The organism is Aureimonas flava (assembly GCF_003583935.1).
GTDB classification, from domain to species: Bacteria; Pseudomonadota; Alphaproteobacteria; order Rhizobiales; family Rhizobiaceae; genus Aureimonas; species Aureimonas flava.
The window spans coordinates 320894-337462 of record NZ_QYRN01000006.1; the positions used below are offsets into that span (position 1 = coordinate 320894).

Annotated in this window: 13 protein-coding genes and 1 riboswitch; of the genes, 8 read left to right on the plus strand and 5 right to left on the minus strand. The window is 69.6% G+C overall.

Annotation, left to right across the window (positions count from 1 at the left end):
* Positions 1-306: 306 nt before the first annotated feature.
* Positions 307-2880 (plus strand): HWE histidine kinase domain-containing protein, encoded by a 2574-nt coding sequence (locus D3218_RS13365; protein WP_119540575.1) that lies wholly within the window; start codon positions 307-309, stop codon positions 2878-2880.
* A 175-nt stretch (positions 2881-3055) separates the two neighbouring features.
* On the opposite strand, the gene D3218_RS13370 is transcribed toward D3218_RS13365, so the two are convergent.
* A complete protein-coding gene (locus D3218_RS13370; RefSeq protein ID WP_119540576.1) occupies positions 3056-3895 on the minus strand; it encodes an enoyl-CoA hydratase/isomerase family protein in 840 nt (279 codons plus the stop codon).
* 99 nt (positions 3896-3994) lie between these two features.
* Here D3218_RS13370 and D3218_RS13375 point away from each other — a divergent pair, with 99 nt between their 5' ends.
* The 3 genes from D3218_RS13375 to D3218_RS13385 all read left to right on the plus strand — a co-directional run bounded on the left by D3218_RS13375 (position 3995) and on the right by D3218_RS13385 (position 7501).
* Entirely contained in the window at positions 3995-4360 is a 366-nt protein-coding gene (locus tag D3218_RS13375; protein ID WP_119540631.1) for a winged helix-turn-helix transcriptional regulator, read from the plus strand.
* Between the two features lie 370 nt (positions 4361-4730).
* Positions 4731-6278 carry a gamma-glutamyltransferase family protein gene (locus tag D3218_RS13380; protein ID WP_119540632.1) on the plus strand — a complete coding sequence of 516 codons (1548 nt, stop codon included), beginning with the start codon at positions 4731-4733 and terminating at the stop codon, positions 6276-6278.
* A 5-nt stretch (positions 6279-6283) separates the two neighbouring features.
* Entirely contained in the window at positions 6284-7501 is a 1218-nt protein-coding gene (locus D3218_RS13385; RefSeq protein WP_119540577.1) for an amidohydrolase family protein, read from the plus strand.
* Between the two features lie 487 nt (positions 7502-7988).
* Here D3218_RS13385 and D3218_RS13395 read toward each other — a convergent pair whose 3' ends face one another.
* The gene (locus tag D3218_RS13395) at positions 7989-8579 is read right to left on the minus strand and encodes a HupE/UreJ family protein (RefSeq protein WP_119540579.1); all 591 of its coding nucleotides are present in this window, start codon (positions 8577-8579) and stop codon (positions 7989-7991) included.
* A 239-nt stretch (positions 8580-8818) separates the two neighbouring features.
* A riboswitch (cobalamin riboswitch) is annotated at positions 8819-9094 on the plus strand.
* A gap of 206 nt (positions 9095-9300) precedes the next feature.
* On the opposite strand from D3218_RS13395, the gene D3218_RS13400 reads away from it, so the two are divergent.
* Genes D3218_RS13400 through D3218_RS13415 form a run of 4 tightly spaced genes read left to right on the plus strand, consistent with a single transcriptional unit; the run spans position 9301 to position 12588 of the window.
* Positions 9301-10320 carry an ABC transporter substrate-binding protein gene (locus tag D3218_RS13400; protein WP_119540580.1) on the plus strand — a complete coding sequence of 340 codons (1020 nt, stop codon included), beginning with the start codon at positions 9301-9303 and terminating at the stop codon, positions 10318-10320.
* A complete protein-coding gene (locus D3218_RS13405; RefSeq protein ID WP_119540581.1) occupies positions 10317-11360 on the plus strand; it encodes a FecCD family ABC transporter permease in 1044 nt (347 codons plus the stop codon). Before D3218_RS13400 ends, D3218_RS13405 begins: the two co-directional genes overlap by 4 nt.
* Complete coding sequence (locus tag D3218_RS13410) at positions 11357-12145, plus strand: ABC transporter ATP-binding protein (RefSeq protein WP_119540582.1); 789 nt, start codon at positions 11357-11359, stop codon at positions 12143-12145. The genes D3218_RS13405 and D3218_RS13410 overlap by 4 nt, the downstream gene beginning before the upstream one ends.
* Positions 12142-12588: a pseudoazurin gene (locus D3218_RS13415; protein WP_119540583.1), complete on the plus strand. Its 447-nt coding sequence runs from the start codon at positions 12142-12144 to the stop codon at positions 12586-12588. Before D3218_RS13410 ends, D3218_RS13415 begins: the two co-directional genes overlap by 4 nt.
* A gap of 77 nt (positions 12589-12665) precedes the next feature.
* Here the strand turns inward: D3218_RS13415 and D3218_RS20330 are convergent, their stop codons facing one another.
* From D3218_RS20330 to D3218_RS13430, 3 genes are all read right to left on the minus strand, one after another.
* Positions 12666-13280: a ZinT family metal-binding protein gene (locus D3218_RS20330; RefSeq protein WP_425359310.1), complete on the minus strand. Its 615-nt coding sequence runs from the start codon at positions 13278-13280 to the stop codon at positions 12666-12668.
* A 1240-nt stretch (positions 13281-14520) separates the two neighbouring features.
* Positions 14521-15453 carry a zinc ABC transporter substrate-binding protein AztC gene (gene aztC, locus D3218_RS13425; RefSeq protein ID WP_245415038.1) on the minus strand — a complete coding sequence of 311 codons (933 nt, stop codon included), beginning with the start codon at positions 15451-15453 and terminating at the stop codon, positions 14521-14523.
* 116 nt (positions 15454-15569) lie between these two features.
* Positions 15570-16013, minus strand: coding sequence for a CobW family GTP-binding protein (locus D3218_RS13430; RefSeq protein WP_119540585.1), 444 nt, complete (start codon positions 16011-16013; stop codon positions 15570-15572).
* Positions 16014-16569 lie beyond the last annotated feature (556 nt).

The following is a 16569-nucleotide window of genomic DNA, read 5'->3' on the forward strand; positions in this document are numbered from 1 at the left end:
CTTTGCGGCCGCGGCTGCGGGGCTCTAATGTGCACAAGTGTTCAGACGTTCCCTCCGCGCTATGTTACCCGTGAACACAAGGCGAGAACGGCAGGTTCCTACGTCCTTGCGAACGTCGACGAACGAATGGCGTCGTCTTCTCGTGGAAGGATGCTGACTGTCCCCATGGGTCGGCGCGCGAGTTCCGTCGGCATGCAAGGGAGATCGGGACGGCATGGCCGGGAACGTCGCCTCGGAATGACGACCATTGCGTAACATGCGCCCCGGCCAGTCCGCGGTGCGAGCGAGAACGAGAGCCGGCCCGCCTTGTCCGAACTGACCGATACCGTCGACCTCAGCAACTGCGACCGCGAGCCGATCCATGTCCCCGGCTCGATCCAGCCGGTGGGCTTCCTTCTGGCCCTGACGTCCGACTGGATGGTGGCGCGTGTCTCCGCGAATGTCGAACGGTTTCTCGGGCTGGCGCCCGACGCGATGCTCGGTCGCCCGTTCATGGATTTCGTCCCCGGAGACACCGTCCATGCCTTGAGAAACCGGATGGCCGTGCTGCGCGGGCCGAACGCCGTCGAGCGGATGGCGCGCTGCGTGCTCGTGGAAGGCGGCGACCCGTTCGACGTCGCGCTGCATGTCAGCGTCGGGCAACTGGTCCTGGAGGCCGAGCCTTCCGCCAACGAGACGGGCGACATCGGCGGCACGGTGCGCTCGATGATCTCGCGCCTCGACCAGTGCGAGGACATGAGCGCGTTCTTCCGCGAGGGGGCGCGCCAGGTCCGGGCGCTCCTCGGCTACGATCGTGTCATGGTCTACCGCTTTTCTGGCGACGGCTCGGGGGAGGTGGTCGCCGAGAGCTGCCGCGCCGGCATCGGCAAGTTCATGGGTCTGCGCTACCCCGCAACCGACATCCCGGCCCAGGCACGCGACCTCTACAAGCGGAACCTCCTGCGCATCATCTCCAACGTGCGCGGCGACACTGTGCCGATCGTTCCGCGCCTCGACGAGCGGGGCCAGCCGCTCGACCTCTCGCTTTCGGTCCTGCGCTCGGTCTCGCCGATCCACCTCGAGTATCTGCGCAACATGGGCGTCGATGCCTCCTTGTCGATCTCGATCATCGTCGGCGGCAAGCTCTGGGGGCTGTTCGCCTGCCATCACTACGCGCCCAAATGGCCGGCGGTCTCGAGCCGGTCCGTGGCCGAACTCTTCGCCCAGATGTTCTCCATGCGGCTGGAAAGCCGTGAGGGTCTCGCGCTCGTCGAGTACGAGCGTCGGGCACGCGATGTTTCGGACCAGCTTCTGAGCGCGGTCGCGACCGACGAAACGCTCCTGCGGGATCCGGACTGGCTCGGCGACATCCTGACCAGCGTGATCAAGGCCGACGGTGTCGGTGTCTGGATCAACGGCAAGCATGCCTCCTCCGGGACGACGCCCGGCCCGGAGGACTTCCGCCGGATCGTGCGCGCCCTCAACGGCACCGCGTCCGGCCGCGTGTACGCGACCGACCGCATCGGCGCGATCGTGGAGGGCGCCGATACGTTCGTGTCGGAGGCGGCGGGCATGCTCGCCATCCCGATCTCCCGCGCGCCGCGCGACTACGTGATTCTGTTCCGAAGCGAACTGGTCCGTTCCGTGCGTTGGGGAGGCGATCCCCACAAGCCGGTCGAATACGGTCCCAACGGTCCCCGTCTCTCGCCTCGGGAGAGTTTCGCGGAGTGGAAGGAACTCGTCCAAGGGCGTTCGAAGCCGTTCACCGAGCCGGAGCTGCGGGTGGCCGAAACGCTGCGCGCGACGCTGATCGAGGTCGTGCTCCGCCTCGCCGACGAGGCCTCGATCGAGCGCCAGCGGGCCAGCGCCCGGCAGGAACTGCTGATCGCCGAGCTCAACCACCGCGTCCGCAACATCCTCGGCGTGATCCGTGGCCTGATCCGGCAGTCGCAGCCCGACGATCCGGCGGCGGCCGAGTTCATCCGGGTGGTCGACGGGCGCGTCCATGCGCTCGCGCGCGCCCACAACCAGATCACGGACGACCATTGGGGGCCCGCGCCGCTGCAGGCGCTGGTGGACGCGGAGGCGCGCGCCTTCGTCGACGAGCACGAGCGCGTCGTCTCGCAGGGCGAGCCCATCCTCCTGAACCCGCAGGCCTATTCGACGATGGCGCTGGTGCTCCACGAGCTGGTGACCAACTCGACGAAGTACGGCAGCCTCTCGACCACCGGCAAGGTCCGCTTCACCTGGGAGCGCGAGATCGGCGGCGACCTTCTGCTGCGCTGGGTCGAGAGCGGCGGTCCCGAAGTCCGCCAGCCGACCCGGCGGGGTTTCGGGTCCACCATCATCGACCGGTCCGTCCCCTACGATCTCGGAGGGCGGTCGACCATCGAGTACAGGCCGGAGGGCATCGTCGCGACGTTTCGCATCCCGGCGCGCCACGTCGCCGAGGCACGGTCGTTCGCTGGCCCGGCGATCAAGTTTCCGCGCCCCTCAAAGGGGCATCCGGCAGCACCGCCCCCGAAGATGCTCGCCGGGCACCATGTCCTTCTGGTGGAGGACAGCCTCATCATCGCGCTCGACGCCGAGGATATCCTGTCGCGCCTCGGAGCCGCTTCGGTGACGCCCATGGCGAGCGTCGAGGCCGCTCTCGACAGCATCGACGCCCATCGGCCGACGGTCGCCATGCTCGACATCAACCTCGGCGACCGCACCAGTCTCCCGATCGCGGATCGTCTGCTCGAACTCGGCATCCCCTTCCTGTTCGCGACCGGATACGGCGAACAGGCGCGTCTTCCGTCGGAGCACGGGGACCGCCAGATCATCCAGAAGCCGTACACGCTCGAGAACGTCGCACGCGCCTTCGACCGGATGTTGGGGACGTCCGGACAACCGGACTGACCCCGCGGCCCTCCTCGCGTGCGGAGGCCCGCGGGGGGACGCGCGCGTCGTGCGGCAGGCCGTGGATCGTCGTCGGTGCTCGCTCCGACCGCTTCGCTGGAGGTCTGTTCCGTTTCCGAGCAAAAGCGCTCGGCCAAGGCGGCGACGAAGCGCACGAAGGGACGCCCTTTCTCCGTCAGCCTGAAATGCTCGCGATCTGCCGGAGGAGAGCTTCGAGGTTTCTCTCTCCCTCGGGCGTCTGCGCCCCGGCCCTCAGTCCGCTACGGATGAGGTCGCTCGCCGCCGGCCGCGCGAAGAGAGCCGCCCATTCGCGGTTCTCGACCGCCAGTCCGGGCCGCAGGTCGGTGGGCGGGAATGCCGCCTTGGCCGCCGCGACGACGCCCTCGGGCAGACCCGCGATGTTGCGGGCGATCCGCTCCACGAACCCGTCCAGGGCCTCGTCCGGCAGGGCACGGTTGATCCAACCCCAGGCCGCCGCCGTCTCGGCGTCGACCAGATCGGCGCCGAGCACGATCTCGAGGGCTCGATTGCGGGGTATGCGGTCCGCGAGGTATTGCGTCGCCCCGCCGCCCGGGATGATGCCCATCAGCGCCTCGATCTGACCGAGGGCGCCCCGATCCGTCGCGGCGAAGCACATGTCCGCGGCGACGACGAACTCGGCCCCGCCGCCGCGAGCGATCCCGCGGAGCTTGACGATCGTCACCTGCGGCTGACGACGCAGGGTCTCGGCAAAGGCTTGGAAGACGTTCAGGCCTTCGGGCGCATCCGCCGCCAACGCGTCGAAGGCATCCGGGGCGTCGATCAACGTCATGTCGACATGGGCGACGAAGAAATCGGGATTCGCGCTCTCGAAGACGATGACCTTCAGCCCCTCGTCCGCCCGTGCCTCCTCCAGGAACGCGAGGAGCTCCGTCATGAGCGAGACGGACATGACGTTCACCGGCGGGTTGTCGAGCGTGACGCGGGCAACCCCGCCATCCTTGCGGACACGGATCGTCTGGGATTCGGCAGGCATGGAAAGCTCCTCGGCTGGGGATGCCGGGATAGGTATTCATTGAATACTAGGTGTCAATTACGCATATGTTTGATACCTGGGATGCGCGAGGATACCGAGATGAACGACGACCCCGTCTACAGGGCCGACTGCCCGAGCCGCGCGATCCTCGACCAGATCGCCGACAAATGGTCGATGATGGTGATGCAGGTCCTGACCGAGCCTCGCCGGTTCAACGCGATCAAGCGGCGGCTCGACGGCATCACGCAGAGGGTGCTGACCCAGACCCTGCGCAAGCTGGAGCGCAACGGGATGGTCGCCCGCCGCATCCTGTCGACGTCTCCGCCCGGCGTGGAATATTCCCTCACCGCGCTCGGCCGATCCCTCCAGGGCCCGTTCGGCGCCCTCTACGCCTGGACACTCGAGCATATGGAGGAGATCGAGCGGCAACAGGCGCAGTACGACCGCGACGCCGCATCGGCATGATCTCGGACGCATTCGTACGCCCCGGACGCCGCCTCGGTCCGCGGGTCCTGGCTGGGGTTTCAGGCGTAGAGGCGACCACGTGCGGCGTGCGCAGCCGCAAACGGGAACTGTTGCCCATGCAGACATTCCTCGTCCGATGCGCGACCATGCGCTCGCGGAACGGCAGCGTTTGGCGATGCCGGACTTCCGCAAGCGGCCATCACGAGCATGGCCAGGGCGTTCGGACGGGCGGGAGACCGAACTTGGGCCGCCCCGCACGCCTCGAAGACGGGAAAGGACGTGGCATGGAGTATCCGTCGACATGCAGGTCGTGAGCGTGCCCGAGAACCTTTCCGCAACCCCCATGCCGGCATCTCCGCCATTCCGGGCGATGGTGACCACGCCGCATCGACTGGCGAGCGAAGCGGGCCTGCGCGTCCTGGCGAGGGGCGGCAACGCCATCGAGGCAGCCGTTGCGGCCAGTGCGGCGCTCGCCGTCGCCTATCCGCATTTCTGCGGGCTCGGTGGCGACGGCGTGTGGATGCTCGCCGACCGGGCGGGTCACGCGGCATGCCTGCTTGGTATCGGGCAGGCCGCGGCGCAATTGCCGGACGCCGACCCGATCCCGACGCGCGGTCCCCTGTCGGCGCTGACGAGCGCCGGCCTCGTGGATTCGTGGGATACGGCGCTCGACTGGTCCCGTCGGGTTTGGGGCGGGTCTGGAGGGCTCGACGCTCTGCTGGCGGACGCGATCGAATTGGCCGAAGGCGGTTTCCCGATGTCCGGCTCGCAGCGCTTCTGGCTCGATTTCCGTGCTTCCGAGCGAAGCGGCTGGCCGCGCTTCGACGCGCTGTTCGCCATCGGGAAGGATGCCCGCCCATTTTGCCAGCCGGGCATCGCCGCAAGCCTTCGCGCCGTGGCCCTGAGGGGGGCGCGGGAGTTCTACGAGGGAGAGCTCTGTGCGCGCATCGCCCGAGGGCTCGAGGAGGCTGGCTCGCCGCTTCGCGCCGCCGACTTGGCGGCGACGCGGACACGCGAGACGACGCCGCTTCGCATGGCGTATCGCGGCGTCGAACTTCTGGCGCCGCCGCCACCGACGCAGGGGGCGACGACGCTGGCGATCATGGGCATTCTCGACCGGCTGCCGCCGCTGGCTGCCGTCGACGACCGCGGTGCGGACTTCCTGCACGTGCTCGTCGAGGCGGTGAAGCAGGCCTTTCTCGACCGTGGCGCGATCGCCGATCCGGACTTCGCCGCGGTGCCGCTGGAGCGCATGCTCGACCCCGAACGCCTCGGCGCGAAGGCGGCCGCCATCGACGCTGAACGGGCGCTGCCCTGGCCGCATGTCGTTCGCACCGGCGATACCGCCTTCATCGGTGTCGTGGACGGCAAGGGCCGCTCGGTCGCGCTGCTTCAGAGCCTCTACTACGACTGGGGAAGCGGCGTCGTCGTCGGCGACACCGGGATCCTCTGGCAGAACCGCGGGGCCGCCTTCGATCGCAGCGCCGCCGGCCCCAACCGCCTGCAACCCGGCAAAAGGCCGTTCTACACCCTGAACCCCGGCATCGCGCTGCGGGCCGGCGCGCCTGCGCTCGTCTACGGCACGCAGGGCGCGGACGGCCAGCCGCAGACGCTTGCCGTCCTGCTCGCCCGGCTGATCGAACGCGGCCTCGATCCGCAAGCCGCGCTGGCTGCGCCGCGCTTCCTGCTCGGGCGCACCTTCTCCGACGCGCGCGACGCTCTCAAGCTGGAGGCGTCCGCCGGCGAGACGACCTTTGCGGAACTCGCGCGGCGCGGCCACGAAGTGTCCGCGCTGGTCGATCTCAGTCCGCTGGCAGGGCAAGCCGGGGTGATCGCGGTGGACGACGCGGGCTACGTCACCGGCGCGCACGATCCGCGCAGCGACGGCTGCGCGCTCGGTCTGACCATGGAGACGTAAACCGCATGGATTTCGTGCTGCGCAACGCCCGCCTCGCGACGGGCGGCGACCTCGTGGATATCGGCGTCGAGAACGGGCGGATCGCGGCGATGGCCCCAGGCCTCGTGGCCGCCGCGCCCGAACGCGACGCGGCGGGACGGCTGGCGTTTCCAGGGTTCGTCGACTGCCATATCCACCTCGACAAAGCCTGCATCCTCGACCGGTGCGCCATCAGCGAGGGCACGCTGGCGGAGGCCGTCCGCGAAACGGCACGAGCGAAGGCGGCCTTCACCGAGGCGGATGTGTACGCCCGCGCCGCACGTCTGGTGGAGCGGGCGATCCTGCACGGGACGATGCTCATGCGCACGTTCGTCGAAGTCGACCCGCGCGCCGGCCTTCGTTCGCTGGCCGCGATCCGGCGCATCAAGCTCGACTACGCCTTCGCGATCGACATCGAGATCTGCGCCTTCGCGCAGGAAGGGCTGACGCAGGAGCCGGAGACGGAGCGACTGCTGGCGCAGGCGCTCGCCGCCGGCGCCGATCTCGTCGGCGGCTGCCCCTATACCGATCCGGATCCCGCTGGGCATGTCCGGCGCATCTTCGACCTTGCGGAACGCTTCGGCACGCCGGTCGACTTCCACGCCGATTTCGATCTCGATCCCGAAGGGTCCGCGCTGCCCCTCATCGTCGCGGAAACGGAGCGGCGCCGCTTCGGCGGTCGCGTTTCGGTCGGCCATGCGACGAAGCTCTCGGCGATGGAGCCGGCGGCGGTGGAAGCGGTGGCGCGGCGACTGGCGGCGGCCGGCATAGCCGTGACCGTCCTGCCTGCGACCGATCTGTTCCTCACCGGCCGCGACGCCGGACGCCTCGTGCCGCGAGGGCTGGCACCCGCCCACCTCCTGCGCCGGATGGGCGTCACCGCGACGATTGCCACGAACAACGTCCTGAACCCGTTCACGCCGTTCGGCGACGCCTCGCTGAGCCGCATGGCGAACCTTTATGCCAACGTGGCGCAACTCGCCAGCGACGAGGAGATGGAAGCGGTCTTCGCGATGGTTTCCGCGGATGCGGCACGGCTGATGGGACGAACCCATGACCTGCGGATCGGCGCCCCGGCCGACTTCGTCCTGCTCGACGCTGCAAGCCCTGCCGCTGCCGTGCGGGAGATCGCTGCACCGATTGCCTCCTGGAGAAGGGGGCGCCTGATCATGGAACGGCCGGCGGGCCGGATCGTCCGGGCGTGAGACGGCGTCGCGGGCCGCCTTCAGGTATGGCGCTGAGCCTCCAGCGGGGCCGCTAGGACGGTCCGCCGTAAGAAAACGGCATGGGCCCGGGACAGTCACCGACTTGCGCGTGATGGGTGATCATGCCCGTCCGCTGGCGCCAGTGGTGGACGAGGAACATCGGCGGCTCGGCGAACGAGGCGGGCTCGGCGTCCGGGGCGAGACGGAGCGCGATCGCGGTCGTCGTGCCGGGCGCCGTCGCCAGCATCGTCCCTGCAAGGCGGGCCGTGACGCAGCGATGAACGTGACCGCGGATGAGGCGGTCGACGTTCGAGCAGGACAGGAGCGCCGAGGAAGGGCGGGCGCCCCCCGGCGCTTGCAGGCGTCGATGCCGGCGATGCCGCTTTCGACGGGAGGCTGGCGCAACAGCACCACGGTCGGACGACCGAACCTCTCGCCGAGCCCTCCGCACGCAGCCCCGTCGGCCTCCCCGCGGAACGAACCCGGACTAGAGCCAGCCCGCGAGCACGCCGACGCCGCCCAGCGCGAACACGGCGCCCGCGGCACGGGCGACGGGCCGACCGGTGCGGCCGATCAGCGAGGCGGCCCCGAACGCCATCGCGATGCCTGCGGCATGCAGGAGCGCGGTCGCCGCGATGAACCCGGCCGCGTAGGTCAGGCCGCCGGCCGTCTCGGGCATCTCGGCACCGTGCGCGTGGCCGTGGAAGACGGCGAACACGCCGACCAGCGCCATGGCGACGCCGACGGGCATCGGCCGTCCGAGGGCGGCGGCGGCGCCGATCACGACGCTGGAGAGCGCGATGCCGAGTTCGACCAACGGCACCTCGACCTCGGCGATGCCGAGCGCGAAGCCGACCACCATCATGCCGACGAAGGCCGCCGGGACGAGCCACAGGGCGCGGCCGCCGAGGACGTAGGCGAAGACGCCGACCGCGACCATCGCCAGGATGTGGTCGAGACCGCCGATGGGATGCGCGAACCCGTGAAGGAAGCCGGCCGTGTCGCCGACCCCGGTATGGGCGAAGGCGACGGTCGGAAGGAGGGCGGCCGCAAGGGCAAGGGGAAACGCTCTGCGCATGGTGGGCTCCTTTGGGGGACGGGTCGTCCCGAGGGAATCGATCGCGTGGACGGCAGGTCCCCGGTGGCGGTGTCGGTTCGGCGCCGACGTCGCGTTCCCAACCTCCGTCCGGGCCGCGCACCATTCGCGTGACGCATCATTGCCATCACGACGGCGTGACGGCAACGGCGGCGTCGCGCTTGCGGACCCGTGCCGACCACCTACGGCTGCGCCCGTCGTTGACGCCGCAGGGGATCGCCGCGTAAGCAGGCTGCGACGGTTTCCCCGCGGCGACGAGTCCGGGGAATTAAAAGGGAACACGGTGAGGACGACCCAATCGGGGCCGAAACCGTGGCTGCCCCCGCAACTGTAAGCGGATGCCGATCATCCCCGCGCTGGTCCTCGGACGGGTGCGGCGGGCCGCCGGGTCGCCCCGGCGCCATGCCACTGCGAGGGCCTTCGGGCCGAGGCGGGAAGGCAGATGATCGGCGCGTTCCTCCGCGAGCCAGGAGACCTGCCGTCGAAGATAGGTCCATGACGTTCGGGCGGGGATGCCCGGAAAGGATGCCCATGACGGCTCACCCTCGGCGCGTTCGCGCCCATGCTCCCCCTTTCTGCTTCCGCCTGCGAGCGTCCGCGCGTCGCTGACGCAACCTCTCTGCCGCGATCCCAACGATCGGGCCGACCAAGCCGCACGCCGCGGCATGGCGAAGCTGCGCCCGCCCCCTTCAGGAACCCGTCCATGACATCCTTTCGCCGACCGGCCGCCCTCGGTCTCCTGGCCGTCGTCCTTTCCGCGGGCTCGGCCCTCGCCGCCCCGACGCAGTACCCGCTGGAGCTCGAGAACTGCGGCCGCACGCTGACCTTCCGGCAGGCGCCGGCGCGCGCGGTCTCGATCGGCCAGTCCACCACCGAGATCCTCTACCTGCTCGGCCTGTCGGAGAAGGTCGCCGGGACCGCGCTCTGGGTCGGGCCGGTTCTGCCGGGCTACGAGGAGGCGAACGCGAAGGTGAAGCGCCTCGCCGACAACGATCCGAGCTTCGAGAGCGTGGTGGCCGAGCGGCCGGACCTCGTCACCACGCAGTTCGAGTGGCAGGTCGGCCCGCAGGGCGTCGTCGCGACACCCGAGCAGTTCGAAGAGCTCGGCATTCCCGTCTACACCTCGCCCGCCGACTGCAAGGGCAAGGACAACTCGGGCGGCGGCGACGGCACGCGCACGGCCCGCTTCACCATGGACCTCGTCTATCAGGAGGTGGAGGACCTCGCCCGCATCTTCGACGTCGAGGACAGGGGCGCGGCGGTGGTGAGAGACCTGAAGGCGCGCGAGGCCGCCGCCAAGGCGAAGATCGCCGGGCTCGAAGAGGGCACTTCGGCCGTGTTCTGGTTCTCCTCCGCCGAGGTGGACATCGATCCCTACGTCGCCGGGCAGAGCGGCGCGCCGGGCTATGTCATGTCCCTCCTCGGCGTGCGGAACGTCATCGACAGCCAGGAGGAGTGGCCGACGGTCGGCTGGGAGACGATCGCCCGCGCGAACCCAACGGTGATCGTCGCAGGCAAGATGGACCGCCGCCGCTTCCCGGCCGACGACATCGCGGTGAAGCTCGAGTTCCTCCGCACCGATCCCGTCGCCAGCCTGATGCCCGCAGTGAAGGAGGGGCGCGTCGTGGAGTTGGACGCGCAGGCGATGAACCCGACGATCCGCACGGTCTACAGCATCGAAGTGCTGGCCGACGCCCTCGAGAAGGCCGGCCTCGCCAAGTGAGCCGTGCCGACGCCCGCCCGGCGCGCGCCGCCGGATTCGCCTCCGCGGCCTTCGCACTCCTCCTCGCCGCCCTGATTTTCGGGGCGGCGGTGGGGGAGACGCGCATCCCGTTCGACACGGTCGTGAAGACGATCGCCAACCGCCTCTGGCACGGCGGCCACGTCCTCGACCCGATCGACGAGGGCATCGTCTGGAACTACCGCCTGTCGCGGGCGGTGGTGGCGGCCGCCTGCGGCGCGGCGCTGGCCGTCTCCGGGGCGGTCCTCCAGTCCCTCCTGCGCAACCCGCTGGCCGACCCCTATCTCCTCGGCATCTCGGCCGGCGCCTCGTCGGGGGCGGTGGCGGTCGCGATCCTCGGGCTCGGCGGCGGTCTCCTGTCGCTGCCGCTCGGCGCGCTTGCCGGGGCGCTTCTCGCCTTCGCGCTCGTGTCGGGTCTGGCCGTCCTGGCGGGCAGGGGGCCTGCTGCGATCATCCTCGCCGGGATCGCCAGCTCCCAACTCTTCAACGCCCTGACCTCGTTCGTGGTCACCAAGTCCGCCACCGCCGACCAGGCGCGGGGCATCATGTTCTGGCTGCTCGGCAACCTGTCGGGCGTGCGTTGGCCGGATGCGGGGCTGGCGGTTCCCGTGGCGCTCGCGGGCCTTGCCGTCTGTATCCTCCATGCCCGCTCGCTCGACGCCTTCGCCTTCGGCCCGGCCTCGGCTGCCGCGCTCGGCATCCCCGTGCGTCGGGTGCGGGCCGTGCTGATCGGGGCGACCGCGCTGATGACGGCGGTGATGGTGTCGATCGTCGGCTCGATCGGCTTCGTCGGCCTTGTGATCCCCCATGCCGCCCGGCTCGTGGTCGGCGTGCGCCACGGCGCGCTCCTGCCGGCATCCGCCTTGATCGGGGCACTCTTCATGATCGCCGCCGACGTCCTGTCCCGGACCGTGATCCCCGGTCAGGTCCTGCCGATCGGCGTGATGACGGCGCTCGTCGGCGCGCCTGCCTTCGCCCTCATCCTGATCCACCGACCGGTCGCGAACGGGGGCGCCCGATGAGGCTGGCGGCAGAGAACCTCACCTTTCGGGCCGGCGGGCGAGCGATCGTCGACGACGTGTCGCTGGAGGCGCGGCCAGGCGAGTTCATGGCGCTCGTCGGTCCCAACGGATCGGGCAAGACGACGCTGATCGCCATGCTGGCGGGTCTGAAGCGCCCCCACGGCGGGACGGTGACGCTGGATCGGCAGCCCGTCGCCACCATGGCCCGACGCGATCTCGCTCGGCATCTCGCCCTGGTCGAGCAGCAGGCGGAGACGGGCGAGCGGCTCAGCGCGCGCCAGGCGGTGGAACTCGGGAGAACGCCCCATCTCGGCGCCATGTCCCCTTGGGGAGCGCGTGACGACGGGATCGTGGCCCGAGCGCTCGAGGCCGTCGACATGGCACCCTTCGCCGACCGGCTCTGGCATTCGCTGTCGGGCGGCGAGCGGCAGCGGCTCCACATCGCCCGCGCGCTCGCGCAGGAGCCGAAGGTCCTGATTCTCGACGAGCCGACCAATCACCTCGACGTCGAGCACCAGCTCGGCCTCCTCGCGCTGGTTCGCCGCCGCGGCGGCACGGTGCTCGCGGCCCTCCACGACCTCAACCACGCGGCGCTGTTCGCCGACCGGATCGCGGTGATGCAGGGCGGGCGGCTCGTCGCCGTCGGGCCGCCGGCTGCAGTGCTGACGCCCGAGCTGATCGGCGCCGTCTTCAAGGTGACGGCTGCCGTCGAGATCGGCCCGGATGGGCGTCCCTTCATCCGCTTCGCCCCGCCCGCCATTCCGTCCACCGGGAGGGATCCATGAAGACGCTTCCCCTTGCCGCCGCCGCCCTGTTCTCGTTGGCCGCGAGCGCCAGTGCCGAGACCGTCGAGGTGCGCATGCTGAGCCGCGGCGAGCACGGCTCGATGGTGTTCGAGCCGGAATATGTCGAGCTCGCCCCTGGCGACACCCTCCAGTTCCGCGTCGGCAGCCGCAGCCATAACGCGGCCTCGATCGACGCGATGGCGCCGGAGGGAGCCACGCCGTTCAAGGGCCAGATCGACGAGGAGATCGCGGTGACGCTCGACCGTCCCGGCTTCTACGGCATCAAGTGCTCGCCGCACCTCGGCATGGGCATGGTCATGCTGGTGAAGGTCGGCGAGGCAACCGTGTCCGAAGGGTTCGTCGATCCGGCGCTTCCCGCCCGCGCGAAGAAGCGGTTCGAGGAGATCATGGGCCGCGCCGGGCTCGGCGAGGCGGAGCCGTGAGCGTGGCCGATGGCGACACGGCCAAGCGTCCGGCAAGGTTGCCGGACGCCTCCGTCCACCCCGATATGCGGTCCCCTTCAGTGCGCCATCATCTCGCTGACGATCTGCGCAGGGTTCAGCGAGGAGGGATAGTAGGTCGGCCAGTTCGTGACCTCCTCCAGGAGGGAAGCCCGATCGTCGCCCCAATAGAGGTGGTAGTGGTCGGCCTTCGCCGGGGCGATCCCGTGGTCACTGAACTGGATGAACCGCGGAGCGCCGGCGTCGCCGTCCGTCTTGCGGAAGATGAAGCGGACGCCGCGGTTCCCCTTCTTGTAGGTCAGAGTCTCGCGGCCGTCGGAGGCATAGGTCCCCTTCGTCGGCTTGCCGTCCTCGTAGAAGGTGACGACATCGCCCTCGATCGCGATCCGCTCGACATCGGTGCGGTAGCCGGTCTCGTACTCGGCCTTGTAGCCGGCAGCACTCGTCGTGCCCTTCTCGGCCTTGTGCGCCCACACGGGATCGAGCGTCCCGTCCCGGAGATACGGGTAGACCGATTGCCAGTCGCCCGCGTAGTCCGAGAGCGGTCGGTCCCGGATCTGGCTGTCCTCGAAGTAGCCGGCGTAGATCTTCGGGTCGCCGTGGGAATGGGCGTGGCCCGCATGGTCGTGGCCGTCGCCCTGGTGGACGACGCCGCTGCCGCCGACCACGGCGATGTTGTAGGGCGTCCCCTCGACCGCGATCGTGCCGGCCTCCTTCAACGTGTCCTTGCCGATGCGGCGGACCAGACCTGCCCTGGGATCGCTCATGACGACCTCGTCGCCCGCCATCGCGATCCGCGGGCGCGGATCGTTCCAGTGCCCGTCCAACGAGTAGGGCTCGGTGACGCGCGCGCTCCTGGCGACCTTGCCGTCGAGGACATCGATCTGGTGCAACGTTCCGTCCTCGGTCAGCACGTAGCCGAAGCGGGCGTTCGCGGGATCGAGCGCGAAGTCGATGCGCCGGAAGGGCAGTTCGATGTGGCGGAAGTGGGGTTCGTCGACCGGATCGACGACGACGAGGCCCTTGGCGCCGTGGTTGCCGAGGAACACCTGCATCGCCTTCGAGCCGAGCAGGGTGCCGGTGCTGTCCCCCGCCGGCAGGTCGGACGGGTAGGCGAGCATCTCGAATGCCAGCCCGTCCTTCCCGGCGGTGACCGTCAGGATGCCTTCCTTGCAACCCGTCGCGAGATAGGCGCCGGAGAAGGCCTCGCCGTGGATCCCGGTGCAGGTCTGGACCTCGCCGACGGGCGTTCCGTCCGCCTTCACCTGCTGGAGGCCGAGGCGCTGGGGCGCCGCGTCGCCCTCGACGGGCGCCTCGGAGGCGACGCTCGTCACCCAGGCATCGCCGATCGGTGCGGCATAGCCATGGTGCGCGCGCGCCTGGGGAAGCCGGGTCGCCTCGACCTTGCCCTCGCCTAGAAGATGCGCGTCGAGAACCTCGGCATACCCCCCGCGATCGAAGTTGATGACGACCTTGCCGTCATGGTCGATCAGATGGAAGGGGCGGGGACCCGTCAGCGTCGCTTCGTGGGCAACCGGATCGTCGATGTCGATATCCGAATGGTCGCCATGCGAGTGGAGGGAGATGCCGCTGCGGATGAAGTGGACCTCGTCGTCGTCGGATTGGACGGCAACGACCGCCGAGCCGCTGTCGACGCCGTAGAGCCTGCTCTGTCCGGTCGTCCCGAACGACCACCGCTTGGCCGGATCGCTGAGGTCGAAGGCGGTCACCTTCGGCGCGGCGTGATCGCCAACGAACACGCGGTAGAGCGTGACGTCCTCGTGGCCGTGTTCGGCTTCTTGAGCCACCGCGTTGGCGGTCAGGGCGAGCGATAGGCCTGTCGCGCAGGCAAGAGGGCGCAGCATCGTCGTCTTCTCCAATGAAGGGTGATCGAGGAAAGGGGGCCGTGAGACCTCAGCGGGAGCCGAAGGCCGTCGCGATGGTCCGCGCGTTGGCGCGCATCATCTCGGCATAACTCGGCGCGGGACCGCCTGCGGCCGAGAGGGCGTCCGAGTAGAGCGTGCCGCCGAGCTCGAGGCCCGCCTCCGAGGCGATCTGCTCGATCAGCCGCGTGTTGGAGATGTTCTCGGCGAACACCGCCACGGCGTGCTGGTCGCGGATCTCGCGGATCAGGGAGGCGACATGGGCGGCCGACGCCTCCGAACCCGTCGAGACGCCCTGCGGCGACAGGAACGTGACGCCGTAGTCGCGCTCGAAGTAGCGGAAGGCGTTGTGGCCGACGACGCCGGTCCGCCGATCTTCCGGAATGGCGGCGATGGTCCGCTTGATGTGCGCGTCCAGACCGGACAGGTCCTCGCCGTACGCTTTCGCGTTCGCCTCGTAGGCCGGGCAATTGGGTCGGTCCGCGTCGCAGAAGGCTTTCGCGATGTTGCGGACGTAGACCTTGGCGTTGGCGATGGACTGCCAGGCGTGCGGGTCGTTGGGCGTCGCGTGGAAGACCGCCTCCCCACCGTCGAAGTGGTAGTGGCCGCCGTTCGGATCGTTCAGGATATCGGCGCTTTCGGTGAGCTCCACCAGCGGGGCGCTCGTCCCGCTCGCTGCGACGAGGCGGGGCAGGAAACCCTCGAAGGACAGGCCGTTGACGAGCACCACGTCGGCTCGGCCGAGCGCCCTCGCGTCGGCCGGGCGGGGCTCGTAGACGTGCGCGTCGGCGTCGGGGCCAACGAGCGTCGTCAGCTCGATGTGCTTGCCGCCCACCTGACCGGCGAGATCGCCGATGACGGAAAAGCTGGCAACGACGCGCAGCGGTTCGGCCGAGGCCGGTGCCGACAGGGCGATGGCGACAAACAGGGGGGCGATGCCGAATGTGGGGCGGAGGGCTTTCAAGGGTCGACCGTCTTGGTTCGAGCGAAGGGGCGCCATGTCCCGGCAGGGCGATGCCGGAATGGGACGGCGTCTCCCGGGTGCCGCGGTTCGGGGCGCGGAAGGATCGGAGGGCAGGATCAGGCGGCTTGCCGCGACCGGTTCGGGAACGGCTCTCGTCGCTTCGTCCACGCGTTCGGCGTGACGGCGGGCGCATCCACAGGGCGAGCGTCCGGACAGGCGCGGCACCCTGCCTCATCCATCGGGTCGGTGCCGATGAACACGATGTCCTGGCGATGGTCGCCCCCGACAGAATGGAGAACAGGCCCCATCAGGGGGCGACATTGGGAAGCTTGGGCGACCGCGGGCGTCGAACGGAGGTCGGCCACAGTGCGCGCGTCGCCGTCGCGCGCCGTTTCGCGGCGATCGCGCAAGAGGTCGCCCGCGTCAACGCTCACCCCGCCCGAGTCGGGGAGGATGGTTACGAAAAGGGGCCCTTCGCGGCTCTGAAGCATGTGGTTCGACCGAACCGTCTTCCCGTCTCCGAGGAAGCCGGACAGGGCGGTGACGGGCAACTTTCGCATGGCCAACTCCCGGGGCGGATCTGGTCGATGCGTGTAATGTTATCTTATAACGTTGGCAAGGGGGAGGGTTCGAAAGGCACGTTCGTCCATGGTTCGTTGCTGCACGATCGGCCTCGGCTCGCCTGGTTCGGGAAGCGCCGCTCGAATGGCGGCCGTTGCGGCATTGGCCCAGGGATCACTGCCGGACATCCGGCGGCCGGCCTCGACGTCGTCACACCCGCTGACCTCGACCGAATGGACGACGTCGCGCTATCGCCGGAGGAGCGTGCTCGCCGACGGCGCGACATCGAACTCAAGGCCGAACGATCTCAGCGTTGGCGCTGGAGGGGGTCGGTCTCCCCAAGCCGCTCTTGGCCAATGGGTTCGGCGAGCGCGGCGTGGTGTTCCGCCCGTTCTAGCCGGATGACACCTTCCGGAGACACATCCTGTACCGACGCGACAACTTCCAACCTTCCAGGCCCAGTTCGTTCAGCCAGTCCGCCGTCTCGATCGGCGTCGGACAGACCTCGGGGCGTCGCGACGATCTCCTCAAGCTTGTGCTTCTTCCGCCGCAATC